At 69.1% G+C, this 15,235-nt stretch carries 8 protein-coding genes; 6 read left to right on the forward strand and 2 right to left on the reverse strand.

Annotated elements, in window-relative coordinates; all coding sequences use genetic code 11:
• The first annotated feature begins 84 nt into the window (after positions 1–84).
• Positions 85–5,028 (forward strand): NAD-glutamate dehydrogenase, encoded by a 4,944-nt coding sequence (locus ABZ552_RS26785; RefSeq protein ID WP_281916879.1) that lies wholly within the window; start codon positions 85–87, stop codon positions 5,026–5,028.
• Positions 5,029–5,064: 36 nt separating this feature from the next.
• On the opposite strand, the gene ABZ552_RS26790 is transcribed toward ABZ552_RS26785, so the two are convergent.
• Positions 5,065–6,123: an SPFH domain-containing protein gene (locus ABZ552_RS26790; RefSeq protein WP_281874979.1), complete on the reverse strand. Its 1,059-nt coding sequence runs from the start codon at positions 6,121–6,123 to the stop codon at positions 5,065–5,067.
• Positions 6,124–6,338: 215 nt separating this feature from the next.
• Between ABZ552_RS26790 and ABZ552_RS26795 the strand changes: the two genes are divergently transcribed.
• The gene (locus tag ABZ552_RS26795) at positions 6,339–7,874 is read left to right on the forward strand and encodes an amino acid permease (protein WP_281874978.1); all 1,536 of its coding nucleotides are present in this window, start codon (positions 6,339–6,341) and stop codon (positions 7,872–7,874) included.
• A 258-nt stretch (positions 7,875–8,132) separates the two neighbouring features.
• Complete coding sequence (locus ABZ552_RS26800) at positions 8,133–10,445, forward strand: serine/threonine-protein kinase (protein ID WP_281916880.1); 2,313 nt, start codon at positions 8,133–8,135, stop codon at positions 10,443–10,445.
• 6 nt (positions 10,446–10,451) lie between these two features.
• Here ABZ552_RS26800 and ABZ552_RS26805 read toward each other — a convergent pair whose 3' ends face one another.
• Entirely contained in the window at positions 10,452–10,808 is a 357-nt protein-coding gene (locus ABZ552_RS26805) for a DUF1707 domain-containing protein (RefSeq protein WP_281874976.1), read from the reverse strand.
• Positions 10,809–11,012: 204 nt separating this feature from the next.
• On the opposite strand from ABZ552_RS26805, the gene ABZ552_RS26810 reads away from it, so the two are divergent.
• From ABZ552_RS26810 to ABZ552_RS26820, 3 genes are all read left to right on the forward strand, one after another.
• The gene (locus tag ABZ552_RS26810) at positions 11,013–11,747 is read left to right on the forward strand and encodes a MerR family transcriptional regulator (protein WP_281874975.1); all 735 of its coding nucleotides are present in this window, start codon (positions 11,013–11,015) and stop codon (positions 11,745–11,747) included.
• Between the two features lie 246 nt (positions 11,748–11,993).
• Positions 11,994–12,569, forward strand: coding sequence for a dihydrofolate reductase family protein (locus ABZ552_RS26815; protein ID WP_281874974.1), 576 nt, complete (start codon positions 11,994–11,996; stop codon positions 12,567–12,569).
• Between the two features lie 116 nt (positions 12,570–12,685).
• The gene (locus ABZ552_RS26820; RefSeq protein ID WP_357440536.1) at positions 12,686–15,223 is read left to right on the forward strand and encodes an AAA family ATPase; all 2,538 of its coding nucleotides are present in this window, start codon (positions 12,686–12,688) and stop codon (positions 15,221–15,223) included.
• Positions 15,224–15,235: the final 12 nt, after the last annotated feature.

Below are 15,235 nucleotides of genomic sequence, written 5' to 3' on the forward strand. Positions count from 1 at the left end.
CTGTTGATTGTGCCGTTATCCAGCGGTACGTTATTTGAAGTACGAAACACGTACGAGCGCAGTTCTCGGGAAGGCAACGGATCGATGGTGGCAACCACCCAGCAGACGATTTCACCGAAGCGGTTCCGCGATGATCCGACCGATCTGGAGGCGGCATATTTCCGGTGGATCCAGCCGGGATCCTCGACGTCGGCGATCACGGACCGGGCCGAGCGGATCTTCCGGCAGCACTTGGAGCTGGCGGCCACCCGCGCGCCCGGTTCGGCGACCACGAGGGTCTACCGGCCGGACGACAGCGCCGGGGTCGGCGCCGCGATCCAGATCGTCAACGACGACATGCCGTTGCTGGTCGATTCGGTGACCGCGGCGCTGCGCCGCCTGGGCGCGACGGTCACCGAAGTCGTGCACCCGGTCTTCGACGTCTCGCGGGACGCCGACGGACGGGTGCTGTCCATCGCGCCCCGGGACGGCGTGGCCGAGCCTGCGGGGGAGGCCGACGGGCGGACGCTGCGCGAATCGTGGATCCACGTGCAGCTGGGCGCGGGCCTGTCCGACGAACTGGTGGACCGGATCGAACAAGCCTTGCCGCCGCTGCTGGCCGACCTGCGGCGCGTGGCCGACGACACACCGACCATGGTCGAGGTGCTCAATACCGTTGCCGATCAGCTCGATCAGGCCGCGCAGTGGGCCGGTGACGCGGAGATCCCGCAAACCGCCGGGCTGTTGCGCTGGCTGTCCGACGGGCACTTCACCCCACTCGGCTACGGCTACTACCACTTCCGCCGCTCCGCGCCCAGCGCGAACGCCGACTTCGAGCCGTGGCAGCTGCCCGGCACCGGGCTCGGCATCCTCGGCAACGGCGCCGACGCGGACATCAGCGTGCCCGTGGTGGGCGCGAAGCGCACGGTGCTGCGGATGGCCAACGGCTCGGTCGATTCGCTGCTGCCGGGATCGCGGGACCTGTATTTCATCAGCGTGGCCGATTACGGCGCGAGCGACCCGAGCGGCCGGGCGGCCTGGGGCGACACCGTCAAGATGGTCAAGGGCGAGCACGTCTTCGTCGGCACCTTCACCGTCGCGGGCCTGCACGAGAACATCCTCGACATCCCGGTCATCTCCCGGCGCGTGCTGCAGGTCATCGAATGGGCGGGCTTCGGCCTCGACTCGTTCTCCGGGCAGGCCATGCTGGAGATGATGCAGTCGTTCCCGCGAGTGGAGCTGTTCTCCACCGACGCCCGCAGGCTGTTCGAAACCGTCTCCGCCGTCATGAATCTCGGGCTGCGGCGGCAGGTGCGGCTGTTCATCCGGCGCGATTCGCGCAGCGACACCATCTACTGCCTGGTCTACATGCCGCGCGACCGCTACTCCACCGAAGTTCGTGTGCGCATGGGCGAGATCCTGCGCGAGCAGTTCGACGCCGAGCAGATCGCGTACTCGGCCCGCGCCACCGAATCGGAGCTGGCCGTCGTGTACTTCACCGTGCACCGCAAGCCGGGCGCCGACGCCGCCGACATCTCCGAGGAGAATCGCGAGCGGATCCAGGAGCTGCTGCTGGCGACGACGTGGACGTGGGGCGACCGCCTGGTCGCCGAGGCCGCGGGTGCGTCCGACGTGCCGCAGGCGCTGGTCACCGAGTACGCCGCGGCCTTCCCGGCCAGCTACCAGCAGGAGCACGAGCCCGCGCACGCGCTCAGCGATCTGCGCAGGCTCGAGCGGCTGGCCGACGGCGCGATCGACACCGATCTCTACCGCCAGGGCGACTCCGCTTCCGCCGAATGGCGCTTCACGCTGTACGTGGCGGGCGAGGGTGTCTCGCTGAGCCGGGTGCTTCCGGTGCTGCACAGCCTCGGCGTGGAGGTGGTCGACGAGCGGCCCTACCGCATCGTGCTGGCGGACCGGCCGGACCGCTGGATCTACGACTTCGGACTCCGGGTGACCGCGGCGCCGCTGCGGGAAGCACTGGCCGCCGAGCCCTCGGCGCAACTGGCGCACTCCGTCGACGCCACGTCGCTGCCGGAGACCAGTGCGCGGCGGCGCTTTCCGGACGCGGTGACCGCGATGTGGTTCGGCCGCGCCGAAGTCGACGGCCTGAACGAACTGGTGCTGCGCGCCGGTCTGCACTGGCGCGAGGTGGCCTTGCTGCGTGCCTACGCGAAGTATCTCCAACAGGCCGGATTCGCCTACACCTTCGGAAACATCACCCGTGTGCTGCTCACGCATCCGGCGACCGCGCGGTCGTGCATCGACCTGTTCGCCGCGTACTTCGACCCGGACGGCGTCGGTACGGAGGCCACCGACCGGGCAGCGGAGATCGCCGCGCGGGTGCAGAGCGAGATCGACGCGGTGGTCAGCCTGGACACCGACCGCATCCTGCGCGCACTGTTCGGGCTGATCGAGGCGACCTTGCGGACGAACTACTACCGGCGTGACGAGGCGGGTGCCAGGCTGGACTACCTGTCGGTCAAGCTGAATCCGCACGCCATCGCCGAGTTGCCGAAGCCCAAGCCGCAATTCGAGATCTTCGTGTACTCGCCGCGGGTGGAAGGCGTGCATCTGCGCTTCGGTTCGGTGGCGCGTGGCGGCTTGCGCTGGTCGGACCGGTTGGAGGACTTCCGCACCGAGATCTTGGGCTTGGTCAAAGCGCAGGCGGTGAAGAACGCCGTGATCGTGCCGGTGGGCGCCAAAGGCGGCTTCGTGGTCAAGCAACCGCCGACTCCCACCGGTGATCCGGCCGCGGACCGGCAGGCGCTCGGCGCGGAAGGCGTCGCTTGCTATCGCACGTTCATCTCCGGCCTGCTGGACATCACCGACAACGTCGACCGCGCTACCGGCGAAGTGCTTCCGCCCGCACAGGTGGTGCGCCGGGACGGTGACGACACCTACCTGGTCGTGGCCGCCGACAAGGGCACCGCGACGTTCTCCGACATCGCCAACGACGTGGCGCAAAGCTACGGCTTCTGGCTCGGTGACGCCTTCGCCTCCGGCGGTTCGGCCGGCTACGACCACAAAGCCATGGGCATCACCGCCAAGGGCGCGTGGGAGAGTGTGAAGCGGCACTTCCGCGAGATGGAGATCGACACTCAGAGCCAAGACTTCACCGTCGTGGGCGTCGGTGACATGAGTGGTGACGTGTTCGGCAACGGCATGCTGCTGTCGGAGCACATTCGCCTGGTGGCCGCGTTCGACCACCGCCACATCTTCCTGGACCCGGATCCGGATGCGGCGCGTTCCTATCGGGAGCGGCAGCGGATGTTCGCGTTGCCCAGGTCGTCGTGGGCGGATTACGACACCTCGCTGATCAGCCCCGGCGGCGGCGTCTACGACCGCTCCGCCAAAGCGATTCCGGTGACGCCGGAGGTGCGCGCGGCACTCGACCTGCCCGCGAGCGTGACCACCTTGTCCCCGCCGGAGATGATCAAGGCCATCCTGCTGGCCCCGGTCGATCTGCTGTGGAACGGCGGTATCGGCACCTACGTCAAGGCGAGCACCGAAACCAACGCCGACGTGGGCGACAAGTCCAACGACTCGGTCCGGGTGAACGCCGACCAGTTGCGGGTCAAGGTGATCGGTGAGGGCGGCAACCTGGGCGCGACGGCGCTTGGCCGCATCGAGTTCTGCCGCAACGGCGGACGCATGAACACCGACGCGCTGGACAACTCGGCGGGCGTGGACTGCTCCGACCACGAGGTCAACATCAAGATCCTGCTCGACGCCGTCGTCTCCAGCGGCGAGCTGCCCGTCGCCGAGCGCAATCCGCTGCTGGCCTCGATGACCGACGAAGTCTCCGATCTCGTGCTGCGCGACAACATCTCGCAGAACTTCCGGCTCGGGATGTCGCGGGCCGACGCGGCGGGCATGTCGGGCGTGCACGCCAGGCTGATCAACGACCTCGAGCAGCGGCGCGGTCTGGACCGCGAACTGGAGGCGCTGCCGACCGAGGCGGAGCTGGCCCGCCGCGCCGCCGATGGGACCGGGCTGACCTCGCCCGAACTGGCGAATCTCATGGCGCATGTGAAGCTCTCGCTGAAGGCCGACCTGCTGGCCGGCGATCTGCTCGACAGCGCGGCGTTCGCGTCGGTGCTGCCCGCCTACTTCCCCGCCCCGCTGCGGGAGCGGTTCGCCGCCGCGATCGGCAGGCACCCGCTGCGGCGGGAGATCGTGGCCACCGTCGTGGTCAACGAGATGGTGGACTACGGCGGGATCACCTACGCGTTCCGGCTCGCGGAAGAGGCCGGGGCGACCACCGACGACGCGGTGCGCGCCTACAAGGCCGCGGTGGAGATCTTCGATCTGCACACGCTCTGGCAGCGCATCCGGGAGACGCCGATGTCCACGGCGGCGCGCAACGAGCTGGAGCTGGAGACCAAGCGCACCTTGGACCGGGCGTCGCGCTGGCTGCTGTCCAACCGGCCGCAGCCGATCGCGATCGGCGCGGACATCGCCAGGTACCGCGACGGCGTGCGCGCCCTGTCCGGTCAGGTGCCCACGTGGCTGACCGGTTACCTCACCGACGATCTCGCCGAGCGTTCGCGGCGCTCGATCGCCCGTGGCGCGCCGCGGGAGCTGGCCGAGGAGGCGTTCGGGCTGATCCATCGCTTCCCGCTGCTGGACGTGATCGACCTGGCCGACATCGCCGAGCGCGACGCCGCGGAGGTCGCGGTGCTGTACTACGCGCTCAACGAGCACTTCCAGATCGAACGGCTGCTGACCGCGGTCGGCAAGCTGGAGCGCGGCGGGCGGTGGCGGGCACTGGCGCGCCTCGCGGTCCGCGAGGACCTCTACGATTCGCTGCGATCGCTGACCCTCGACGTGCTGACCGCGAGCGAGCCGCAGGACAGCACCGCCGAGAAGATCGCGTACTGGGAGTCGACCAACCGGTCGCGGCTGGCCCGCGCGGGCGCGTCGCTGGCGCAGATCTTCGCCGCCGAGACCCATGATCTCGCAGCGCTGTCGGTGGCGGCGCGGCAGGTTCGCGGCATGGTGAGTGGCGGCGAATCGACGGCCTTGGCGCCGACGGTCGCGGGCTGATCCGGCCGCACGATGCCCGGAGGCAGGCGCTCGGCGTCAGCCTCCGGGCATCGGCGTTCCACAGTCGCCGCAGAACTTGGCGGCGGGCGTCGACGGGGCGCCGCAGCTCGGGCAGTGCCGTGGCTGCGGTGCGAGACGCGCCCCGCAGTTCATGCAGAACTTGGCGCCCGCCGGATTAGCGGCCTGGCAGGCGGCGCAGGTCGTCTGGGCGGTCTCCGGCGCCGCGGCGGGTGGTTGCGGCGCGGGGGAGTGGCCGACCTGATGGCCGATGGCGTTCAGACTCAATGCCGCTCCCAGGAATCCACCTTCCATACCGTGGTGGCCGCGTGCGAAGCCCTGGCTCGCGCCGAGTGCGAGCTCGCCGGCGGCGTAGCGCTGGAAATCACCGGTGAGGCGGATGTACTTGACGTCCTTGGCCAGTCGTTTCAGCCGGTCGGCGTCCTCCGGCGCCAGGCTTATGTCGAAGTTGCCCATGCGCGGGATGCGCAGCCCGTATTCGTAGAGCGCGGTGTTGGTCTGGCGCATCACCGCGTGCTCGATCGGCTGCAGCTGCGCCGAGAGCCCGAGCACGGGCCAGTCGCCGCGCGCGACCCCTTGGGTCACCGCGATCTTCATGGATTTGAGCAGCAAGTCGGCGCACCAGTTCTGCACCCGGTCCTGGTCGGTGAGATCGGCGGTGCCCGCGAGCGCGGTGAGCAGCTCGGCCGGGTCGCGCACGGTCAGGGCGAATTCGCCGAAGACGCGCAGTGTCACCACCTGCTCGCTGACCGGGTCGAGGATGTCGTCCAGCCGGCCGCCGAAACGGATTCCCGGGAACTCCCGCGTGGAGACGAAATACAGTTCGGCGCGGTAGTAGTTGCCGCCGGTGAGGGTGTCGACGAGCGCGCCGAGCACGGGCAGCTCGTCGGCGTCGATGCGGTGGCGGCCCGGGCCCATCGCGGCCACCACGCGCCCGGATTTGACGAAGAGGGCGAGCTGGTCGGCGTTGACCAGCGCGCGGCTGTAGCGGCGGATGTTGACATCCGGCCACTTGTAGACCAGCTGGTTCTTGCGGTCCTCGGGGACCGCGATGAATTCCCGCTCGAACCAGGCCATCTGCGCTCCCTCATCGTCCTATTTGTCACATTGAGCGTACCGATATGCGGTGGCGCGATCAACGACTCCCGCGCCGATCGCCGCTGCTCGGACGCTGTTTTTCCAAAGTCTTTGATGTCCAGCGTGTTACAAGTCGCGACTCGCTATTGAACGTGCCGCTATCTAACGGTACATTGAGCGAAGTTATGATCGCCGTCACCTGAAAGGCCATCGCCATGACCACAGTTCGACCACCAGCGGATGCGCCCGCGCAGGCTGCCGCGCTCGAAGACGAGGACTCGGGCTACCACAAGTCGCTGCGCCCGCGTCAGCTGCAGATGATCGCGATCGGTGGGGCGATCGGCACCGGCCTGTTCCTCGGCGCGGGTGGCCGGCTGGCCAGCGCGGGCCCTGGTCTGTTCCTCGTGTACGCCATCTGCGGCGTGTTCGTGTTCTTCATCCTGCGGGCGCTCGGTGAGCTGGTGCTGCATCGCCCCTCCTCGGGATCGTTCGTCTCCTACGCCCGCGAGTTCTACGGCGAGAAACTGGCCTTCGCGGTCGGGTGGATGTACTTCTTCCACTGGTGCATGACCGGGATCGTAGACATCACCGCCATCGCGACATATGTCCATTACTGGGGAGCGTTCGAGGCGATCCCGCAGTGGCTGATCGCCCTGGTCTCCCTCGCGGTCGTGGTGAGCATCAACCTCGTGTCGGTGAAGTGGTTCGGCGAACTCGAGTTCTGGGCCGCGCTGATCAAGGTGATCGCGCTGGTCACCTTCCTGATCGTGGGCACGGTATTCCTCGCGGGCCGCTTCAAGATCGATGGCCAGGTCACCGGGCCGAGCGTCATCGCCGACCACGGCGGGCTGTTCCCGACCGGTTTGCTCCCGCTGGTGCTGGTCACCACCGGTGTCGTCTTCGCCTATGCCGCAGTGGAACTCGTCGGCACCGCGGCCGGTGAGGCGGAGAACCCGGAGAAGATCATGCCGCGCGCGATCAACTCGGTGATCGCCCGGATCGCGCTGTTCTACGTGGGTTCGCTGGTCCTGCTGGCGCTGCTGCTGCCCTACACCGCGTTCAAGAACGGCGAGAGCCCCTTCGTCACCTTCTTCTCGCGGCTGGGTGTGGAAGGCGCGGGCTCGGTGATGAACCTGGTCGTGCTGACCGCGGCGTTCTCCAGCCTGAACGCCGGCCTGTACTCGACCGGCCGCATCCTGCGCTCGATGTCGATGAACGGCAGCGCGCCGACCATCGCGGCGCGGATGTCCCGTGGCGGCGTGCCCTACGTCGGCATCCTGGCCACCGGCGCGGTCGCGCTCATCGGCGTCGGCCTGAACGCGGTCGTGCCGGAGCAGGCCTTCGAGATCGTGCTGAACATGTCGGCGCTGGGCACCATCTTCGCCTGGACCGCGATCGTGGTCTGCCAGTTGCAGCTGTGGCGCTGGTCGCGCACCGGCCGCGCGGAGCGTCCGTCGTTCCGGCTGATCGGCGCGCCGTACACGAGCTTCGCGACGCTGGTGTTCCTGGCCACCGTGGTCTTGCTGATGGCGTTCAGCGACGACCACGTGCAGCGCGGTGCGGTGATCGCGATGCTGGTCATCATGGTTCCCGCGCTGGTGGGCGGCTGGTTCCTCGCCCGTAAGCGAGTGCTGCAGATCGCGGAGATCCGCCAGGGCATCACCGGCCAGTTCCCGGTCCTGGCCGAGCGGCCGCTCCGCGCGACGGCCGACCCGGTGGTGATCCTCGACAAGCCCGACGACGAAGAGTAAGGCAGTATCCGCCCCGGGCCGTTCGCCCGGGGCGGAACTATTCCCAATGCCGGGAACAATACACGCGCGCATCGACAGGCGGCGGACCAGAATGAAACCGCGATTCAACGGCGGGTCTGAGAGGTTCGTATGCCGGAGCACCCCAGCGCATCCGACCGTCCACTTGCGCATCCATGGGCGAATCGGCGCATGCGCGGCACCGAGGTGCCTCGGCGAACTTCTCACCCCTGGGCAACTCGGCACCTGCTCAAGACCGAGGTGCCCCCGCGACTTCCCAATCCGTGGTCGACACCGCGGACGGTCGACAAACGCCGTGGCGTCGCCGTCGACTCGGTGCCCAGCGACGGCGGGCCGCCGACCGGCCGCGACGACGGGGGCGAGGAAACCATCGGCACCGCTGAGCGGCTGCTGCTCGGCGCACTCGAGTCCGAATCGGATTCCGGGCGCAGCGCACGCTCGCGCCCGAGCGGGCGAAGATTGGGCGGTGGGCTGGTGTCGATGCCCAAGGTGAGCCCGCTCGATCCGCGCACCGCGGTGATGCAGAACCCGGAAGTGCCCGAGCACAAGCGGTTCTGCTGGAAATGCCAGCAGCCGGTCGGCCGCACCACCGCGGCGGGGCCCGGCGCCGTGGAGGGTGAGTGCGGCCGTTGCGCCTCCCCGTTCAACTTCCGGCCGCTGCTGCAGCCGGGGGAGATGGTCGCCGACCAGTACGAAGTCCAGGGTTGCCTGGCCCACGGCGGACTCGGATGGATCTACCTGGCGGTCGATCGCAACGTCAGCGATCGCTGGGTGGTGCTGAAGGGGTTGCAGAACCCGCTCGACTTCGAGGCGCATGTCGTCGCCCTCGCCGAACGCCAATTCCTCTCGGAGGTGGCGTATCCCGGCATCGTCAAGATCCACAACTTCGTCAAGCACCGTTCCGGGCGCGACGTGGCCGACGGTTACATCGTCATGGAGTACGTCGGCGGGCGTTCGCTCAAGCGGATGCTGGATCTGCGTGCGCCGGAACGGATTCCGGTCTCCGAGGCGATCGCCTTCATGATGGAGATCCTGCCCGCGCTGGACTATCTGCACTCGTTCGGGCTGGCCTACAACGATCTCAAGCCCGACAACATCATGGTCAGCGAGGACGAGGTCAAGCTGATCGATCTCGGCGCGGTGGCCGCGATGGAGTCCTACGGCAGCATCTACGGCACCCCGGGTTATCAAGCGCCCGAGATCACCGAGACCGGGCCCACCGTCGCCTCGGACATCTATACCGTCGGACGAACGCTGGCCGCGCTGGTGCTGGACATGCCCAAGAACGCCGACGGACACCAGCTGCCCGGCATCCCGTCGCCGGACGACGAGCCGCTGTTGCGCGACTATCCGGCGCTGTACCGATTGCTGTGCCGTGCCACCGATCCGGATCCCAAACGTCGCTTCCCGACCGCCTACGCGATGTACGGCCAGCTCGCCGGCGTCCTGCGCATGGTGCTCGCCTACGACACCGGTAAGGAACATCCGCAGGCGTCGCTCGAATTCGGTGCCATGCGCGGCGATTTCGGCATCGAGACGTTGATCGGGCAGACCGACGGGATGACCGACGGCCGGCACCGCCTGCCCGCGCTGGACGCGCCGAGCGTCGTCGCGGCCCTGCCGGTGCCGCTGATCGACGGCGAGGACCCCAGCGCCGATCTGCTGTCCACGCTGCTGCACGGCGATCCCAGGCACGCGCTGGACGCGCTGCGCCGCACCGCCGACCGGATCGTCTCCGGGACCATTCCGGAGCCGGAGACGTTCGAACTGGAGGGCACGCTGACCGCGGTCCGCGCCCACCTGGACCTGGGCGAGGTGGTGCCGGCCTGCGATCGGCTCGCCGACCTGCGGCCGGACTACGGCACGGATTGGCGGCTGGAGTGGTATTCGGCCGTCGCGGCCCTACTGGACGGGCAGTACGAACGCGCCTACGAGTACTTCGACCTGGTGCACGGCATGCTGCCCGGTGAGATCGCCCCGGCCCTGGCGCTGGCGGCCACCGCGGAGCTGACCCTCCAGCATCTCGGGGACGCCGCGGGTGACCGCTGGCATCGGCTCGCCGAGGAGTACTACCGCACGGTGTGGCGGACCAATCACGGCTTGGTGAGCGCGGCTTTCGGCCTGGCCCGCAGGCTCGCCGCCGACGGCGGTTTGCTGGAGGCGGTGGAAGTCCTGGATCAGGTGCCGGAGGCGTCGCGGTACCAGAGCGTGGCGCGCATGACGGGATGTCTGCTGCTGGTCTCGCAACCCATCCCGGAGACCACCGAGGCCGACCTGCTCGAGGCGGCCGCGCGGCTGGACGCCGCGCCGGACGAACCGCGGGCGCTGCAACTCCAGGTCATCGTGGTCGGCGCGGCGCTGGAGTGGGTGCGAGCGGGCGGCGCGGCGGCCGATCCGGACGCGACCCTGCTCGGTTTCCCGTTCACCCTGCTGGGCCTGCAACGCGGACTGGAGTCGAGCCTGCGCGCGCTGGCCCGGATCGCCCCGCATCGGCTGCACCGCTACCGCTTGGTCGACCTGGCCAACTACGTCCGGCCGAAGTCGAGGTGGTGACCGGTCTCAGGTCGTGCGCGCGGTGAACATGAAAAGGGCTGGCGCGGCCAGGATCACCAGCAGCCACAGCCAGTTGCCGGTGGTCACCGCGAGCACCACCGAGAAGACCACCGCCGCGCCGGCCAGGACGACCAGGCGAGGCAGCGGGTTGACCGGGGTGATCTCGGCGGGGGGTGGTGTGCTGCCGGGCAGGTCGGCGAACAGTTCCGCCAGCTGCGTCTTGGTGGTCGCGGCGGCGACCGCCGCGCTCAGTTCGTCGAACTCGGCCAGGCTCAGCCGGCCCGTGCCCAGATGGTGGGTCAGCTCGCGCATCGCGCGTTCGCGGTCGGCGAGACCGGCCGGAGTGCCCGCGGATTCACCCATGCCGGAAGGATAGGCGCGACGGCGGAACCGGGCACCGAGGGGATTTCCAGGGGCGGGAAGAAGCGGTCGGCGGGTGTGCGTGGCGAGCTGTTTCCGCCCCGCGCCGCCGATGTTTGCTGTTATGTCGCTGGAGACCGGTCGGTCGCCCCGGCAATGGCCGCGCACCGGCGGTCGCTCCGTGTTGCGATGTGGTTTCCTTGAGGTATGACTGCGGGTGTGGAGTACACGATCGACGAGCTGGCGCGGGAGGCCGGTACGACCGTGCGCAGCCTGCGCGTCTATCACGAACGCGGTGTGCTGCCGCCCCCGCAGGTGAAGGGGCGTACCGGGTTCTACGGCGCCGACCACCTCAATCGGGTGCGGACCATCAGCAGGTTGCTGGACCGCGGGATCAAACTCAACGGCATCAAGGAATTGCTCAACGCCTGGGATCGCGGCGACGATCTCGGAGACATCCTCGGCGTCGCCGAACCGGATGTGACCGAGGCGCCCGTCGTCGACGCGGGCGACACGATCGCGGCGACCGAACTGGCCGAGCTCTATCGCGACGTGCCCAACGGCCTGGCCCGGGTCGTCGCCGCGGGTCTGTACGAGCCCGTCGACGCGGCGACCTACCGGATCGCGGATCGCCGCCTGGCGCACAGCCTCGATCAGCTGACCGCCGCCGGCGTCCCGGCCGACGAGGTGCTCGGCGAGCTGGAGAAGCTGCGCGCGGACGCGGAGCGCATCGCCCGGCGTTACGTGGACCTGTTCCGGCGAACCGTTTGGGCGTCGTTTCAGGCGTCCGATCGCGGCCCGGCACAGTCCGCCGAACTCGCGCAGCGGTTGGCGGCGACCAAGGCCATCCCCGCGGAGACCGCTGCCGAACTCGTGAACCGGCTCGTCGCAAGGTATCTCGACCAGGACGCCGAGCTCAGCGACGCGTTGCCGGAGGGCTGATCGCGCGGCGCGTATCCCGCCTGGTCGAAGTGTTTACGTTTCAGATTCCCATAGTTGGTGATACGTAGCAGTAACGTGCCGTTGTTCAACGGTATATTGGGCGACATCCGGCGCGCGTTCGCGGCGCCGCGAACCTACCTACGCTCGCCTACTTAGGTATGTCTCAGGCAACCTACCGATGCGCCGAAGTGTCGCTCCCCCCGACAATCTGGAAGTCGCACAAGGGCAGCAGATGGGTGTGGGCACATGGGAAGCGTGACACTGTGGATGCAGATGTCGCTCGACGGCTTCGCGGAGGGGCCGGATCAGGAGATCCACTGGCCGGTGGTGGACGAGGAACTGTGCGAGTCGTTCCTCGACGAATTACGCTCGGCCGACCTGTTCCTCTACGGCCGCAAGACCTACGAGATCATGGCGTCGTTCTGGCCGACCGCCGACGTGGATCCCGCGATCTCGGAGTTCTACGTGAATTTCGCGCGATGCTGGAAACAGACGCCCAAATTGGTGTTCTCCCGCACCCTGTCCACCGCGAGCTGGAACACGCGCGTGGTCAGGGAGGACCTCGTCGAGGAGATCACCGCGTTACGCGCCCAGCCGGGCTGCGACATGGTCCTGTTCGGCGGCGCGGAGACGGCCTCGGAGTTCATGAAGCACGACCTGATCGATGAGTACCGGCTGTTCGTGCATCCCATCCTGCTCGGTGGCGGGATTCCGCTGTTCCCGACGCCCGCGGTGGTCTCGGGGCTGCAACTGGTCGACGTGATGACCTTCGACAGCGCCGTGGTCCAGATGCACTACCAGCAGATGGCCTCCGCCAGGTAGCAACCGGCGCGGGGAACCGCGAAACGGGGTCCGTTGCCCAGGTAAACGGGGGCTTGACCACGCCGTAACCTGTGATTGTCGAGCGCGTTGCCGCGTCGTCGGCTAACTTTCGTTTTATGTCCCTGGTTCAGGCACGTGGCGACGTGCTGCCTGCATCCACCAGTGAATTCATCGGCCGGGAAACGGAATTGGACCGGCTGGGCACGCTGCTGGACGGCGGCGCCCGCCTGATCACCCTGGTCGGCCCAGGTGGGATCGGGAAGACGCGATTAGCCGCGGAGGCGTTGCGCCGTGGCGCGCGCACCCTGCGCAGGCCGGTGTACTGGGCGCGCCTGGCCGGACTGGAGGCCGACAGCACCGCCACCGCGCAGGATGTGATGCAGTCGGCCGTGCGCGCCGACCTGGACGCACCGCCGACCCACAGCGCGCTGGTGCGCACCTTCAGCAGCGGAGACCGCTCCACCGAGCGCGCCGTGCTGGTGCTGGACAACTGCGAACACCTGCTCGGCGCGGTCGCGGCGATGATCGCCGAGTTGCTGGAAGCCGCACCGGGGCTCACCATCCTGGCCACCAGCCGCGAACCGATCGGCTGGGCCGACGAGTACATCCTGCCCGTACCGCCGCTGTCGCCGCGGCAGTCGCTCGAATTGTTCCGGCAGCGGGCCCAGCTCATCGGCCGCGCGATCCCGGACGAGCGCGAGCCGATGGACGTCGCCGCGCGGATCTGCCTGCGGGTCGACCACAATCCGCTGTTCGTCCGCCTGGCCGCGGCACGCCTGCGGCACCAGCCGCCGGCCATGGTGTTGCGCGAACTCACCGGCGACGCGGACGACAAACGCCTGTACTGGAACCACGGGGCACGGGCGGGCGCCGAGCAGCGCCACCGCGGTGTCTACGACGTGGTGGCCTGGTCCTTCGATCTGTGCAGCGCGCCGGAGCAGTTGCTGCTCGAGCGGCTGTCGGTCTTCGCCGCCGGATACGAGACCGACGACGAGTCGCTGCGCGGCGGTATCGACCTCGACGCCGCGATCGCGGTGTGCGCCGATGACACCTTGCCCGCGAGCGAGATCGAGCGCCTGCTGGAGCGGCTTACCGAGCAGTCGCTGTTGTCGGCGCATCTCACCGCCACCACGGTCAGCTGGTACCTGGTGCAGAGCGTCCGCGTGTTCGCCCGGGACCGGCTGCGCCGACGGGATCGCGGCGAGGCCGACCGGCTCGCCGCGCGGCACCGCAGGTACTTCCGGGACAAGGTGGTCGCCGGGCAGGCCATCTGGCTCGGCCCGCAGGATCAGGCATGGTTGGCGTGGGCGCGGTCGGCCTGGAACGACATGGTGCTCGCCATCGAATCCGGCTTGTCGGACCCGGCGGAGGCCGTGGTCGCGCTGGAGATCGCCACCGTTCTGCTGTCGATGAAGGTGCCGTACGTCAAGTCCGGTGCGGGCGCGCTCACCCGGTTGACCGAGCGCGCGCTGGAAGCCACCCGGGCGTCCGGACTCGGTCCCTCCGGGCTCGCCGACCTGGCCACCGCACTGCTCGGCTGGATCTCGCTGTGGCAGGGACGGACCGAGCACATCCCGCAACTGCTCGCCGGTCGCGCCGCCCTCCCTCCGGGGGCGGGCCCACGGTACACCGACACGGATTTCGGTCTGCCGGCTCCGGTCGAGTGGATGTGGGGACTCGAGCTGATGCTCGTATACGGCGATCCACGCGCGATCACCGTCCTCACCCGGGCCCGCCGCAAGTTCGCCGACCAGGGCGATCGCATCGGCGCCGAACGCAGCGAGGTCTTCGCGGCGTTCTGTTCCGCCCTCGTCGGCGACCGGCGGCAGGCGTTGGAGCACACCGCGCGATTCCTGGAGCGGTCGATGTCGACCGGCTCGACGTTGTCGCTGGCCTGGGCCGAGATCGCGCGCGCGGTGGCGCTGGCCAAGCACGGGTCGGCCGCCGAGGCCCTGACGCTGACCCACGGTGTGCTCACCCGCTACCGCGGCGAGCGGGACACCTGGACGGCGAGCTGGGCGGTGGGCGCGCACATCGTCGCGCTGGCCCAGATACTCGTCGCGCGGCGGGCCGACGGGAGTGATCCCGCCGCGTGCGCCGACGTCGCGACCGAGATCGCCTACTTGATCGGTGGTTTCAAGGCGCGGCAGCGTTCGATGGGGATCTCCGTCGACCGGGTTCCGCTGATCGCCGCCGAGCTGCGCGGCGCCGCCGAACTCGCCCGCGCGGTACTCGGCGATCGGGCCTACGCCGCCGCCGAACGCCGGACGCGACTGCGCCCCGAGCTGGACGCGCTGTGGTGTCCCACCCCGACCCCGGAGCAGGGGCAGACGGCCCGGCGGCCGGACCGACCGGCCGCTTCCCGGCCCGTGTCGCGACGGCCCGCCTCGCGCTGGAACGACCTGTCGGAGGCCGAACGCGATGTCGCCGTCTTCGCGGCGGCGGGCTGGCCCAACAGCGCCATCGCCGGCCGTCGGCGCAGTTCCATCCGGACGGTCGACGCGCAGGTCGCCGCCATCCGGCAGAAGCTCATGATCGCCTCCCGCGCCGAGATCGCGGCCCACATCCCCGACGACCTCGCCGACCGGGTCCGCTACGAATCCGAGCGGCGGCCCAGCCGTGGCCGCAGAGGGAGGTCTCCTCGCGCCCATTAGGCTGCTCGAGCG

Origin of the sequence: Nocardia sp. NPDC019219 (assembly GCF_040632645.1) — a bacterium.
In the GTDB taxonomy this organism is placed as follows: domain Bacteria; phylum Actinomycetota; class Actinomycetes; order Mycobacteriales; family Mycobacteriaceae; genus Nocardia; species Nocardia sputorum.